Genomic DNA, 12,501 nt, shown 5'->3' on the forward strand with positions numbered 1-12,501 from the left:
CCTATACCAGATATTGCTCGATGACCGCTGCGCCGAGGCGATTGTTCTCGACGATGAACTCCGTCACGAACTCGTGCAGGCCGGAGGAGAAGATGCGGTTGATGTTCTCGCCCTCCAGGCGGGCCAGGGTGTTGCTGGCCAGGCGCTGGCTCGCGCCGCGCCGCCCATAGGCGTCGGCGATCAGGTCGAGATGCTCCACCAGCATGCCGTAGCAATTGGTGAAGGAACGCGGCATCTGCCGGTTCAGGATGAGCAGGTCGGCCACGAGGAGGGGCTTCACGCTCTCGCGGTAGACCCAGTGATAGGCGTTGAAGGCCGAGACCTCGCGCAGGATCGTGGTCCACTGGAAGTAGTCGAGGCTGCCGCCGATCTTCTCCGAGGCCGGCAGCAGGATGCGGTACTTCACGTCGAGGATGCGCGCGGTGTTGTCCGCCCGCTCGATGGCGGTGCCCAGCCGGGTGAACCAGTAGGCGTCGTTGCGCAGCATCGTCCGGTAGGCCGAGCCGTCGAAGGCGAGGGAGACTCCCTTCACCCAATCGAGGAAGCGGGTGAACTCGTCGCGGTTGAGGTCGCGCCCCTCGTAGTTGCGCAGCTCGAGCCACGCGCCGTTGATGGCGTCCCACATCTCGGTGGTGAGCGCCGTGCGCACGCTGCGGGCGTTCTCGCGGGCGGTCTCGATGCAGGAGCGGATCGAGGACGGATTGTGCGGGCTGAAGGCGAGGAAGTCGCAGACGGTGGCTTCCGTGACGCTGTCATAGAGGGGCTTGAACACCTCCGGATCACCCGCCGAGGCCAGGGCGGAGGCCCACTCGTTGGTCTCGCCACCGCCGTAGCTCGACGGCAGGGCGGCCAGCCGCAGGGCGGCATCGAGGATGCGGGCGACGAACTCCGCCCGCTCGGCGTAGCGCGAGAGCCAGTACAGGTTGTCGGCGGTCCGGGACAGCATGGGGTTCCATCGGGACGTCGACCAGCGTCGGGAACGCAGGCCGCAGGGCTGAAAGGACTATGCCGGAGGCGGCACGGGCTTGGAAAGGCATCCGGCGCGAAAGGCCGGGCCGGATGCCCTGCGCGATCTCAGGCGTCGAGGACCCAGGTGTCCTTGGTCCCGCCGCCCTGGCTCGAATTGACGACCAGGGACCCTTCCTTCAGGGCGACCCGGGTGAGGCCGCCGGGGACGATCCGGATCTCGTCGGAGCCGCACAGGACGAAGGGGCGCAGGTCGACGTGCCGGGGCGCGACGCCTGAGGCGACGAAGGTGGGGCAGGTCGAGAGCGCCAGGGTCGGCTGGGCGATGAAGCCGTCCGGGGCGTGCCTGAGCTTGCGCCCGAACTCCTCGATCTCGCGCTTGGTGGCGTGCGGACCCACCAGCATGCCGTAGCCGCCCGAACCGTTGACCTCCTTCACGACGAGGTCGCCGAGATTGTCCATCACGTAGGCGAAGGCATCCTTCTCGCGGCAGCGATAGGTCGGCACGTTGTGCAGGATCGGCTCCTCGCCGGTGAAGAACTTCACGATTTCCGGCATGTAGCTGTAGACCGCCTTGTCGTCGGCGATGCCGGTGCCGACCGCGTTGGCCAAGGTCACGGTTCCGCGCTCGTAGGCGTTCATGATGCCGGGGACCCCGAGCACCGAATCCGGGCGGAAGACCAGCGGATCTAGGAAGTCGTCGTCGAGGCGGCGGTACAGCACGTCGACCCGGCGCGGGCCCTCGGTCGTGCGCATGTAGACGACGTCGTCCTTGGTGAAGAGGTCCGAAGCCTCGACGAGGTCGACGCCGAGCTTGTCGGCCAGGAACGAGTGCTCGTAGAAGGCCGAGTTGTAGCGGCCGGGCGTGAGCAGGGCGACGGTGGGGTCGCGGGTGGCGGTCGACGGCGCGAGGCTGCGCAGGGTCGCCAGCAGGGCGTCCGGATAGTTCTCGACCGGAGCCACGCGGTGGCGGGAGAACAGTTCGGGGAAGAGTCGCAGCATCACCTCGCGGTTCTCCAGCATGTAGGAGACGCCGGATGGTGTCCGGGCGTTGTCCTCCAGCACGAAGAAGTCGTTCTCGCCCGTGCGCACGATGTCGATGCCGGCGATGTGGACGTAGAGGTCGTGCGGCACCCGGAAGGCGCGCATCTCCATGCGGTAATGCGGGTTGCGGTAGACGAGGTCGGCCGGGATCACGCCGGCCTTGATGCATTCCTGCGCCCCGTAGATGTCCTTCAGGAACGCGTTGATGGCGGTAACGCGCTGCTTCAGGCCCCGTTCGAGGAAGCCCCATTCGGGCTTGGTGATGACGCGGGGAATGATGTCGAACGGGATCAGGCGCTCGGTGGATTCGTTCGCCCCGTACACCGCGAAGGTGATGCCGATGCGCCGGAACAGCATCTCGGCCTGGCTGCGGCGGGTGTTGAAATGCTCGGGCGGCGTGGTGTCGAGCCAGTGTTTGAGGCTGTCGTAGGCTTCGCGCACGGCGGGGTTGCTCAGCGCCCCGTCGGGCAGCCCGGTCATCTCGTCGAATGCAGCGAGCGCCATTCGCGTCTCCCCCTTGAACACCGTTCTTGTCTAGGCAAGAGGCGCGCCAGCGACCGGAGATCGACGCCTGCGCACACCGCCCTTGCGTGTACGGTAGCACGTTCAGATCAACTTCAAGCCCTTGAAGCTCGCATGTCCTTCGCGACCCAGGATGATGTGATCGTGGATGACGATGCCGAGGGGGTCCAGCACGCCCACGATCTCGCGCGTCATCCGGATGTCGGCCGCCGAGGGCGTCGGATCGCCGGAGGGATGGTTGTGGGCGAGGATGATCGCGGTGGCCGAGAGTTCGAGGGCCCGGCGCGCCACCTCGCGGGGATAGACCGGCGTGTGATCGACGGTGCCGCGTCCCTGGACCTCGTCGGCGATGAGGTGGTTGCGACGGTCCAGGAACAGCACGCGGAACTGTTCGCGCGCGGCGAAGGCCATGGTGGCGCGGCAATATTCGAGGACGGCGCCCCACGAGGAGAGCAGGGGGCGTGCGGCTATGGCGCCGCGGGCCAGCCGGTGCCCTGCCGCTTCGATGATCTTCAGGTCGGCGATGACCCCGGGACCGATGCCTTCAATTTCAGCAAGTCGCGCGGGTTCGGCGCTCAGGACCTCGGCAAAGCTGCCGAAGCGCCCGATCAGCGCCTTGGCGAGGGGCTTCACGTCGCGGCGCGGGATCGCCCGGAACAGGGCGAGCTCGAGCAATTCATAGTCCGGCAGGGCGTCGGCTCCGCCCTGGGCGAAGCGGGCGCGCAGGCGGTCGCGGTGGCCGAGATAGTGCGGTTCCGCCTCCTTCGGTGCCTCGTCCGGACGGTCGGGAGCGGACGGCGGCCGGGCGGTCATGGGAGGCGGTTCAGCCGGCGGTGGGCGCAGGCTGGTGCAGGCCCTTCGGCGACAGGGTGAAGATCTCCGCCCCCGTCTCCGTCACCGCGACGGTGTGCTCGAACTGCGCCGAGAGCGAGCGGTCCCGGGTCACCGCGGTCCAGCCGTCGGACAGCACCTTCACGGCGGGACGGCCGAGATTGATCATCGGCTCCACGGTGAAGAACTGGCCGGGCTGGAACTTCACGTCGTAGCTCGGCTCGACGTAGTGCAGGATGGTGGGCGCATCGTGATAGGTGCGCCCGAGGCCGTGCCCGCAGAAGTCGCGCACCACGGAGCAGCGCTCCGCCTCTGCATAGGTCTGGATCGCCCGCCCGATATCCGTGGTCGAGCCGCCCGGCCTGATCGCGGCGATGCCGCGCATCAGGCACTCGTGGGTGATCTCGCACAGGCGCTGCGCCTTGCGCGGAACGTCGCCGACATAGGCCATCCGACTCGAGTCGCCGTGCCAGCCATCCACGATGAGGCAGATGTCGAGGTTGACGATGTCGCCCTCGCGCAGGGGCTTGTCGTTCGGGATGCCGTGGCAGACCACGTGGTTGATCGAGGTGCAGATCGACTTCGGATAGCCGCGGTAGAGCAGCGAGGCCGGATAGGCGCCGTGATCCATCGCGAAGGTGTAGGCGAGCTTGTCGAGATGTTCGGTGGTGACGCCCGGGGCGGTCGCCTCCATCAGGACGTCGAGGGCCTCGGCCGTCAGCCGGCCGGCCCTGCGCATGCCCTCGAACGCATCCGGTCCGTGAATCGGCGGCTGGGGCGCGCGGCGTCCGCTCTCGGACACGGCCTGTTCGTTCTGGGTCATGGGGGGCGTTTCGCGGAGGGCACCGGGGCGGGGTCGCACCTTATGTACGGTGAGGCGCGCGTGAGGCCAACCCTTGGCACGCGCCGCACTAGGCTTGAGCCGGGGGAGCGGCTAGAGACGGTTCCCGGCAGACCCCGGCAACACGGATGCCCGCCCGAGGACGCGTCTTCGGCGGGCCGGCAGGCAGGACGAGGCGATGGCTGACAAAGCGGTCCCGCATTTCCACAACGAGCCCGGCGTGGCGGTGATCCACGTCGGTTCGAAGGAGTTCATGTGTATCGGGGCCAAGCCCCCGTTCGATCATCCGCACATCTTCCTCGACATGGGCACGGACGACGAGACCATCTGCCAGTACTGCTCGACGCTGTTCCGCTACCGGCCGACCCTAGCGGCCGGCAACGCCGACCCGGCGATCTGCGTCTGGGACGACCGGACCCCGGCCGCCGCCTGAGTCGGCGCGGCGGCCCCGTGCCGGCCCTGAACATCGCCATCGTCGGCGCGGGGATCGGCGGCCTAACCGCCGCGCTCACCCTCGACGCCGCCGGCCATTCCGTCACCCTGATCGAGCGCCGCACCGGATTCAGCGAGGTCGGCGCCGGGATCCAGCTCTCGCCCAATGCGAGCCGGGTGCTGATCGGTCTCGGGCTCGGCGCGGCGCTGCGGCGCGCGGCCAGCGAGCCGCCGGCCGTGGTCGTGCGCGCTCTGCGGAGCGGCGGGGTCATCGGCGGCGTCGCCCTCGGCGCCGGCCTCCGCGAGCGCTTCGGTGCGCCCTACTACGTCATCCACCGGGCCGACCTGCAGACCCTGCTCCTCGACGCGGTGCGCGGCCGGCCCGGCATCAGGCTCCTCGTCGGGCGCGACGTCACCGCCCTGGCCGAGCGGCCGGACGGTATCGACCTGACCCTGGAGAGCGGCGCCGGGACACGGACCGAGCTCTTCTCGGCCGATCTCGTCGTCGGGGCCGACGGCGTCCGCTCGCGCCTGCGGGGCCACCTCGACGGGCAGGACCTGCGCTCCGGCCGCGCCGCGGCGTGGCGGGCGATCGTGCCGCGCGAGGCGCTGCCGCCGGAACTCGACGGGGAGGCCACCGGCCTCTGGCTCGGGCCGGCACGGCACGTGGTGCATTACCCGATCCGGGGCGGTCAGCACGTCAACGTGGTGGCGGTGATCCCGGAGCGAACGGGCAGCCAGGGCTGGGGACAACTCGGCGAGCCGGCCGTGCTGCGCGCCCGCTTCCGCGATGCCGCCACACCCCTCGCCGCTCTCCTGGCCGTGCCGGATTCCTGGCTGGTCTGGTCGCTGGAGGATCGCGGTGCGGCCCGTCCCATGGGGCGCGGCCGGCTCGCGCTGATCGGCGATGCCGCCCATCCCATCCTTCCGTTCCTCGCCCAGGGCGCCGCCCTGGCGATCGAGGACGCGGCGATCCTCGCCCAGGTGCTGACCGACGAGGGCGCCGAACCCGGCGTGGCGCTGGCCCGCTACGCCGCCCTTCGGGCGAAGCGGGTCCGCCAGGTCCGCCGGGCCGCTCGCGCCAACGGCCGGACCTACCACGCCGGTCCGTTCGTCGGCGTGATCCGCAACGTGATGATGCGCCGCCTCGGTCCCGATGGCATGAACCAGCGCTACGCATGGCTCTACGGCTGGACGCCTTGATCTGCGACGGCCGCCCCGCTACCGCTGGTCCCGGCATGCGGACGTGGCGAAACCGGTAGACGCACGAGACTTAAAATCTTGCGGCCTTTGGCTGTGCGGGTTCGAGTCCCGCCGTCCGCACCATTCCCGCGACGGTCGCGTCCGGGTATCGATCTTCAGCGCCGTGCCCGTCGAATATAGGCCACCAGCCCGATTACGCCGATGACGGCCAAGCCGGCGAGTGCCGTCGCGTTCGAGGCCTGCGGGCCGACGGCTCCACCCGACCGAACGCGCCGACCCTCCGCGGAGTGTCCTCCGAGGATCCAGGCGAGTGAGCGTCGCAACTCACGCGCGGCGTCGCGATCGAACCATTGGCCATGGGCGAAGATGACCCTGGCCGGCTCGAAGGCCACGAGGCGCCGGGCCGCCTCGAGCGTGTCCCGATGGTTCGTGCGCAGGAGAAGCCGGAGGTAGAGCGGCGCCTTGCCGTCCGGTGCGACGATCCCGAGCAGGCGCGCGAGGTGCCGCGCGAAGGCCGGCAGGAGATCCCCTTCCAGATTGATGACGAGGTCCGTCAGCAGGAGTGTCCGGCTCGGTCGGTGATAGAGGCAGACCTCCTTGAACACCGGACCGGCGATCAGAACCTGATCGATCTCGTTCGCCCAGGCACGGGGTGGCGTATCGGTCAGTTCGGCATCGATCTCCACGCCCGAGCGCCGGACCTGTCCGCGGTCCTCGAGTCCCGGCACCGCCCAGGTGATCGCGTTCGGGCAGGCCGTCTGCCAATCCTTCAGGAACATCCAGTGGCCCATGCTCGGTGCCACGAGGTGACCGATGCGGCCCAGCCCTTCGAGGGCGCGCTGCAGTTCGGGGTGGTGGGCCACCGGCGAATGCAGCAGCAACTCACCGCCGGCGAGCCGGAGAACCGTCATCCGGAGGGGCAGCGGGATGCCGCCCGCGTGGATGGGGGCCGCGTCGACGATCCAAACACCGTCGGCAACCGGCTTGGGGTTATTCAGGGGCGGATAGCTGAGGTCATGCGCCAAGGTCCCGGTCTCCGGATCTGCCAAATCTGACCGGAGAACGCCGTCGCCAAAGCGAGGGGTCCCAAGCTCGATCTCGATCACGCCGGCGAAGAGTCACCCCGCGTCGATCCCCGGATGTCCGAGCCGTCTGATCTCAAGGGTGGCCTGAACCGCCATCCGGCTCGCGGTCGGAGGGCAGGGCCGAGATCAGGGCGTCGAGGGCAAGGGCCATCCGGTCCGGCAGATCGGCGCCGACCGGAGGCGGGAACGAGAGGGCCAGGGCGCGGTCGACTCCGATCCGAAACGGACTTCGATTACAGGTGTCGGGACGCGGAAAGCACAAGGAAGGGTATTCGAGGTCCATCTCATCGGTCGGCTACGGCGCCGTTCGCTGACGGATAGCGTATCTATCCGCGAACCAAGGCAACGCGGCCCGGTGATGACGGTTGCGGCGGCCCGATCCATTGATGGGCGGCGAGGCCGTCGGATTTCCCGTGCGGCCTCGCGCAGCGATCCCCTTACCAGCCGCCGCGCCAGTGCGGCCGGTCGCAATCCCTCCGGTAGCCATACCCGGCCCGACGATAGCCGTAATGGCCGAAGTCGTCGTCGTAGGCCCGGGCGATGCGCGGGCTGCGGTAGCCCGGAGCCTCGTCGTATTCGTAGCTGTGCATGACGGGCGCCGGCCGATAGCGCACCGCCGGGGCTTCCTCCTCGTATCCATAGGCCGGCGCGGGCCGTCCGTAGCCGTATCCGTATCCAGGGGCGGCGTGCGCCTCGGAGACCGCGGCGCCGAGGAGGGCTCCCGCCGCCAGGCCACCGATGACGCCGGCCGCGATCGCGCCGCCATTGCCGCGGGCCTGCGCCGCGGGTGGTCCGAACGTGCCCAGAGCCACCAGTGCAGCGGCTGTCAGTGCTGCCAATTTCGTCATCGCCAATCCCCTGATTCGTCGAGGAGGCCGGCATCCTGCCCGGTCTCGGTGGCCCAGTCGGTGATGTTCCGGCTGTCGAAGAACAGATTGGCAGGGCGGCGCTGCACCCATGCTGAAGCTTGTTGGCAGGATCCGTTCAGCTTCGCGAAGTCGGTACGGCTTCGGACGCAAGAACCTGAGGTGACGGCCTTCCTGCTGGACGCGGCCGTTTTTCCTTGAGAGATGCTTCGGCCGGCGCAACAACGGGTGTGAGCGCCCCGGCGCGCCCGTTCCTCCCATACAGAGTCCCGCATGACCCCGGATCAAGTCTCCCTCGTCCAGGACAGTTTCGCCAAGGTGCGGCCGATCGCCGATACGGCGGCCGACCTGTTCTACGGGCGCCTGTTCGAGATCGCGCCCGAGGTCCGGTCGATGTTTCCCGAAGACATGCGCGAGCAGAAAAAGAAGCTGATGACGATGCTCGGGCTCGCGGTGACCAATCTCCACAAGCCCGACATGGTGGTTCCGGCCCTGCAGACCCTGGGTCGCCAGCATGTCTCCTTCGGCACCCAGGCCGCCCATTACGAGCCGGTGGGCTCCGCCCTGCTCTGGACCCTTGAGCAGGGGCTGGGTCAGGACTTCACGCCCGAGGTCCGTGAAGCCTGGGTGGAAACCTACGGCTTGGTCGCGCGCGTGATGAAGGCGGCCGCCGCGGAGGTCCGGCGCCCTGAGGCCGCTCCGGGTGCCTGATCCAGGGTCTGCGCAGTCCAGCCATCCGCTCGGGTGGAACCAACGCGCGTCACAAGCGTAGGCGTTCGAATTTGGTCCGTTCCGTCAAAGGGATACGATGCGCTTCCGTCTGACGTCCGTCCTCTCCGGACTTGCCCTGGCGACGATTCTGGCCTGCCCCGTCTGGGCGGACATCCTGATCGCCGTCGACAAGGACGCCCAGCGCATGACCGTCACGATCGATGGGCAGACGCGCTACGACTGGCCGGTCTCGACGGGCGTCGACGGCTATGACACGCCGAGCGGGAACCATCGCCCGTTCCGGATGGAGCGCACGCATTTCTCGCGTGAATTCGACGATGCGCCGATGCCGAACGCGATCTTCTTCACCGGCCAGGGCCACGCCATCCACGGCACGAACCACACCCGGCGCCTCGGCAGCGCGGCCTCGCATGGCTGCGTTCGGCTCGCACCGAAGAACGCCGCGACCCTGTTCAGTCTCGTCAAGGCGCAGGGTATGGGCAGGACGCGCGTCGTGATCGACGGCAGCACGGTCATGGCTTCGCGACGCCGCCGTGGCGAGGACGATGGCGTGATGTCGGCCGGGATGCAGATGGGGCGCGAGCCCTATGGGCGCGCCTACCGGCCGGTGGCCGTCGCGCGGCCGGTTCAGCGCCGGGCTCCCGTCTATGATGTGCGCGATCCGGCCGGCTACGGCGACGCCGACTTCGTCAGCGACGGTCTCGACTGACCCCATCCGGGGCCGCGCCGCGGACCTGCCGCGGAGACCCTATCGTCACCCGAGCGCGCTGGCCGGACCCAGATCGGAGTTGGCAGATGCCGGGGAGAGGCGTGCGGACTCGACACGATTTCGGCCGCCGCGCTTGGCGCAATACAGGGCGTCGTCGGCCGCCTTCAAAAGATCGGCGGCGCCGATGCCGAGGGCGCCGAGGCTGCCATGCGCCGCCGCAACGCCGATGCTCACCGTGATGCAGGCGCCGTCCGCCAATCCCGGATGCGGATGCGCGAGGCGCTCGATTGCCCGCCGAAGGCTCTCACAGATCGCGGTCGCCCGCACCGGCTCGACGCCGGACAGGAAGAGGATGAACTCCTCTCCGCCGTAACGTGCCAGCTGAGCGCCGTGGAGGGCCGCTTCCGCCTCGAGGGCCTGCGCGACTTGCCTCAGGCAGCGGTCGCCCGCCGGATGACCGGCCGTATCGTTCAGGCGCTTGAAGGCGTCGATGTCGATGAGGGCGAGCATCACCCAGCCGCCCTCGTGGGAGGCCTCGGCCCAGCCCGTCTGCAGGCGCGCAGTGGCACTTCGCCTGTTGCGCAATCCGGTGAGACTGTCGGTCTCGGACAGGATCGTCAGGCGCGCATTGGCGGCAGCGAGATCCACGTCGCGGGCCGTCTTCTCCAGGGTGAGCAGGAAGGCTTCCTTGCAGGTCCATTCGCGTGAATAGGCGAGCTTGATCGGCACGAGGGTGAGGCCGGCGATCAGCAGCGGCAGGCCCGTCGCCTCGCTTCGCGGCAGAACGAAGCCGACGACGTAGGTCGCATAGAGGCCGAAAGCGCTCCCGCAGAGGACGAGGCTGTGCCGGAACGACAGGGGCGCGATCATGCCCACTGCCATCGGTACGATCACCGCGAGGATGAGATAGGTATCCGCGTGAGCGGCGGGTGCGATCCGGGCGCTGTTCAGGACGATGGCCATGTCGAGCAGCGCAATGCCCGCCACGATCCCGGCCTGCCGCCGGGCGCTGGTGAGGCCGTGCAGCGCCAGGATCGCCAGCAGACCGGACGGCAGGAACACACCCAGGGTGAGGAAGGCCGGAGCCGCGAAGCGATCGGGGCCAAACTGATCGAAATCCATCTTCAACGAGATCACGTTGAAGACGATGAAGACCATGAGCCACGACTGGATGTAGGTGGCCCGGGACCAGCGGGTCGTCTCCGCAAACTGCGATTCGAGGTCCATCGGCAGGCGCAGGCGATACCACGGCCTCTGGCGGGCCGCCTCGATCAGGCTGGGAGTGGATTCTGGCATAGGCTCGGTTCACCGACGACCCTGGGACTTTATGCCAGCTCTGCTTGCAGGCGCGTAAACGGTTGCAGCGTCCACGAGGCGGCCAGTCCCGTCTTGCCGGCGCCTTCCATTGCATCATCGCACAATCCTGCTAAGACCCGGTCCATGTTGAAGGATCGAGCCAGATTGTACGCCCGGCCCACGCCGCCGTAGACGCCGCTCTCCCCGACGCCCGTCTGTTCCTCGAGACTCCGTCATGCCCGGTCCGCACAGGTGCCGGGATTCCCGCTCGATTCCCCGCCGCCCAACCTGCGCGGGGACGATTGGATGTCTGTCACCCATGTCCCCGACGAACCTGCGGAGCCAGTGGGCTCCCGATATCACGCGCGAGATCCTGGCCGGCACCGTGGTCGCCCTGGCCCTGATTCCGGAGGCCATCGCCTTCTCGCTCATCGCAGGGGTCGATCCGAAGGTCGGCCTCTACGCTTCGTTCTGTATCGCGGTGATCACCGCCTTCGCGGGTGGTCGACCGGCGATGATCTCCGCCGCCACCGGGGCGATGGCCCTGGTGATGGTGAGCCTCGTCAAGGAACACGGCCTCGGCCATCTCTTCGCCGCGACGATCCTGACCGGGCTCCTGCAGATCGCGGCCGGCGCCCTCCGGCTCGGCAATCTGATGCGTTTCGTATCGCGCTCCGTGGTCACTGGCTTCGTCAACGCCCTGGCGATCCTGATCTTCCTTGCACAGATGCCCGAACTGATCGGTCAGGGGACCACCGTCTACCTCATGACGGCCGTCGGCCTCGGGCTGATCTACGGACTCCCCTACCTCACCAGGGCGGTGCCATCGCCGCTCATCACCATCCTGGTCCTGACCGCTTTCTCGATGGCCGTGGGCCTGCCGATCCACAAGGTCGGCGACATGGGTGCTCTCCCCACCGAACTCCCGGTCTTCGCCCTGCCGCAGGTACCGCTCACCTGGGAGACTCTGCGGATCATCCTGCCCTACGCACTGACGCTGACCATGGTCGGCCTGCTGGAGAGCCTGATGACCGCGGCGATCCTCGATGAGATGACCGATACCGGCTCGGACAAGAACCGGGAATGTGCCGGTCAGGGCCTCGCCAATATCGGCGCCGGCCTGTTCGGCGGGATGGCAGGCTGCGCCATGATCGGCCAGTCGGTGATCAACGTCTCCTCCGGCGGTCGCGGCCGGCTCTCGACGCTCTGGGCCGGCGCCTTCCTGCTCTTCCTGATCGTGGTTCTCGGGCCGTACGTGGCGCAGATCCCCATGGCGGCGCTGGTGGCGGTGATGATCATGGTCTCGATCAACACCTTCCAATGGGGATCGCTCAAGACCCTAGTGACGCATCCGAAGAGCTCAAGCCTCGTCATGGTCGGGACCGTCGCCGTGGTGGTGGCGACCCACGATCTCGCCAAGGGCGTCCTGTTCGGCGTGGTGCTCAGCGGCCTGTTCTTCGCCCACAAGGTCACGCGCTACTTTTCGGTGGCCTCGGAGCGGAGCGGCACGGTGAGGACCTACCGCGTCACCGGCCAGATCTTCTTCGCCACGGCTGAGGCCTTCCACGGCGCCTTCGACTTTCGGGAGGCCGGCCTGACGGGGATCGTCGTCGACCTGACGGCCGCCCATTTCTGGGACATCACCGCCGTCAACGCCCTGGATCGGGTGGTTCTGAAATTTCGCCGCCACGGCATCGGGGTCGAGATCGTCGGCATGAACGATGCCACGGCCACGATGGTGGAACGCCTCGGCACCCATCACAAACCCGGTGCGGCCCTGGCGGCCGGCGGTCACTGAGGCGTAGGCTGGCCCGCGACCTGCAGCGGAGGCGGACCAGGACGGCGCCCAGTCGCCATTGACGGCGGGTGGCCGGGATCGAGATCAGGCCCACGCCATCGCGCCGCTGTCGCGCTGGCGCGGTAGGTTGTTGCTGGCGGGACCCGCCGCACCCGGCGCAAGTCGGGAGCGGGCTT

Annotated in this window: 13 protein-coding genes and 1 tRNA gene; 6 read left to right on the forward strand and 8 right to left on the reverse strand. The window is 68.5% G+C overall.

Annotated elements, in window-relative coordinates; all coding sequences use genetic code 11:
• Position 1: 1 nt before the first annotated feature.
• The 4 genes from AC0IWM_RS11075 to map all read right to left on the reverse strand — a co-directional run bounded on the left by AC0IWM_RS11075 (position 2) and on the right by map (position 4,186).
• Positions 2-946 carry an alpha-E domain-containing protein gene (locus AC0IWM_RS11075; protein ID WP_056467374.1) on the reverse strand — a complete coding sequence of 315 codons (945 nt, stop codon included), beginning with the start codon at positions 944-946 and terminating at the stop codon, positions 2-4.
• A gap of 128 nt (positions 947-1,074) precedes the next feature.
• On the reverse strand, positions 1,075-2,514 hold the full coding sequence (locus tag AC0IWM_RS11080) for a circularly permuted type 2 ATP-grasp protein (protein WP_471754925.1): 1,440 nt from the start codon (positions 2,512-2,514) through the stop codon (positions 1,075-1,077).
• 102 nt (positions 2,515-2,616) lie between these two features.
• Positions 2,617-3,345, reverse strand: a complete 729-nt coding sequence (radC, locus tag AC0IWM_RS11085) for a RadC family protein (RefSeq protein ID WP_471754927.1) — start codon at positions 3,343-3,345, stop codon at positions 2,617-2,619.
• A gap of 10 nt (positions 3,346-3,355) precedes the next feature.
• On the reverse strand, positions 3,356-4,186 hold the full coding sequence (gene map, locus AC0IWM_RS11090) for a type I methionyl aminopeptidase (protein ID WP_471754929.1): 831 nt from the start codon (positions 4,184-4,186) through the stop codon (positions 3,356-3,358).
• A gap of 196 nt (positions 4,187-4,382) precedes the next feature.
• On the opposite strand from map, the gene AC0IWM_RS11095 reads away from it, so the two are divergent.
• The 3 genes from AC0IWM_RS11095 (at position 4,383) to AC0IWM_RS11105 (ending at position 5,962) form a co-directional block, all read left to right on the forward strand.
• Positions 4,383-4,637: a zinc-finger domain-containing protein gene (locus AC0IWM_RS11095; RefSeq protein WP_056467385.1), complete on the forward strand. Its 255-nt coding sequence runs from the start codon at positions 4,383-4,385 to the stop codon at positions 4,635-4,637.
• A 17-nt stretch (positions 4,638-4,654) separates the two neighbouring features.
• Positions 4,655-5,839, forward strand: coding sequence for an FAD-dependent monooxygenase (locus tag AC0IWM_RS11100; protein WP_471754931.1), 1,185 nt, complete (start codon positions 4,655-4,657; stop codon positions 5,837-5,839).
• Positions 5,840-5,876: 37 nt separating this feature from the next.
• Positions 5,877-5,962: transfer RNA gene (locus tag AC0IWM_RS11105), tRNA-Leu, on the forward strand.
• Between the two features lie 32 nt (positions 5,963-5,994).
• On the opposite strand, the gene AC0IWM_RS11110 is transcribed toward AC0IWM_RS11105, so the two are convergent.
• From AC0IWM_RS11110 to AC0IWM_RS11120, 3 genes are all read right to left on the reverse strand, one after another.
• The gene (locus tag AC0IWM_RS11110; RefSeq protein ID WP_471754933.1) at positions 5,995-6,864 is read right to left on the reverse strand and encodes a DUF4336 domain-containing protein; all 870 of its coding nucleotides are present in this window, start codon (positions 6,862-6,864) and stop codon (positions 5,995-5,997) included.
• Between the two features lie 133 nt (positions 6,865-6,997).
• The gene (locus AC0IWM_RS11115; RefSeq protein WP_471754935.1) at positions 6,998-7,207 is read right to left on the reverse strand and encodes a hypothetical protein; all 210 of its coding nucleotides are present in this window, start codon (positions 7,205-7,207) and stop codon (positions 6,998-7,000) included.
• A gap of 154 nt (positions 7,208-7,361) precedes the next feature.
• Positions 7,362-7,772, reverse strand: coding sequence for a hypothetical protein (locus AC0IWM_RS11120; protein WP_471754937.1), 411 nt, complete (start codon positions 7,770-7,772; stop codon positions 7,362-7,364).
• A gap of 291 nt (positions 7,773-8,063) precedes the next feature.
• On the opposite strand from AC0IWM_RS11120, the gene AC0IWM_RS11125 reads away from it, so the two are divergent.
• Both AC0IWM_RS11125 and AC0IWM_RS11130 read left to right on the forward strand, forming a co-directional pair.
• Positions 8,064-8,501: a globin family protein gene (locus tag AC0IWM_RS11125; protein WP_471754939.1), complete on the forward strand. Its 438-nt coding sequence runs from the start codon at positions 8,064-8,066 to the stop codon at positions 8,499-8,501.
• 97 nt (positions 8,502-8,598) lie between these two features.
• On the forward strand, positions 8,599-9,231 hold the full coding sequence (locus AC0IWM_RS11130) for a L,D-transpeptidase (protein ID WP_471754941.1): 633 nt from the start codon (positions 8,599-8,601) through the stop codon (positions 9,229-9,231).
• 45 nt (positions 9,232-9,276) lie between these two features.
• Here the strand turns inward: AC0IWM_RS11130 and AC0IWM_RS11135 are convergent, their stop codons facing one another.
• Positions 9,277-10,527, reverse strand: coding sequence for a GGDEF domain-containing protein (locus AC0IWM_RS11135; protein ID WP_471754943.1), 1,251 nt, complete (start codon positions 10,525-10,527; stop codon positions 9,277-9,279).
• A 319-nt stretch (positions 10,528-10,846) separates the two neighbouring features.
• Here AC0IWM_RS11135 and AC0IWM_RS11140 point away from each other — a divergent pair, with 319 nt between their 5' ends.
• Entirely contained in the window at positions 10,847-12,325 is a 1,479-nt protein-coding gene (locus AC0IWM_RS11140; RefSeq protein WP_471754945.1) for a SulP family inorganic anion transporter, read from the forward strand.
• The last annotated feature ends 176 nt before the right edge of the window (positions 12,326-12,501 follow it).

This window comes from Methylobacterium sp. AC433 (genome assembly GCF_979253015.1).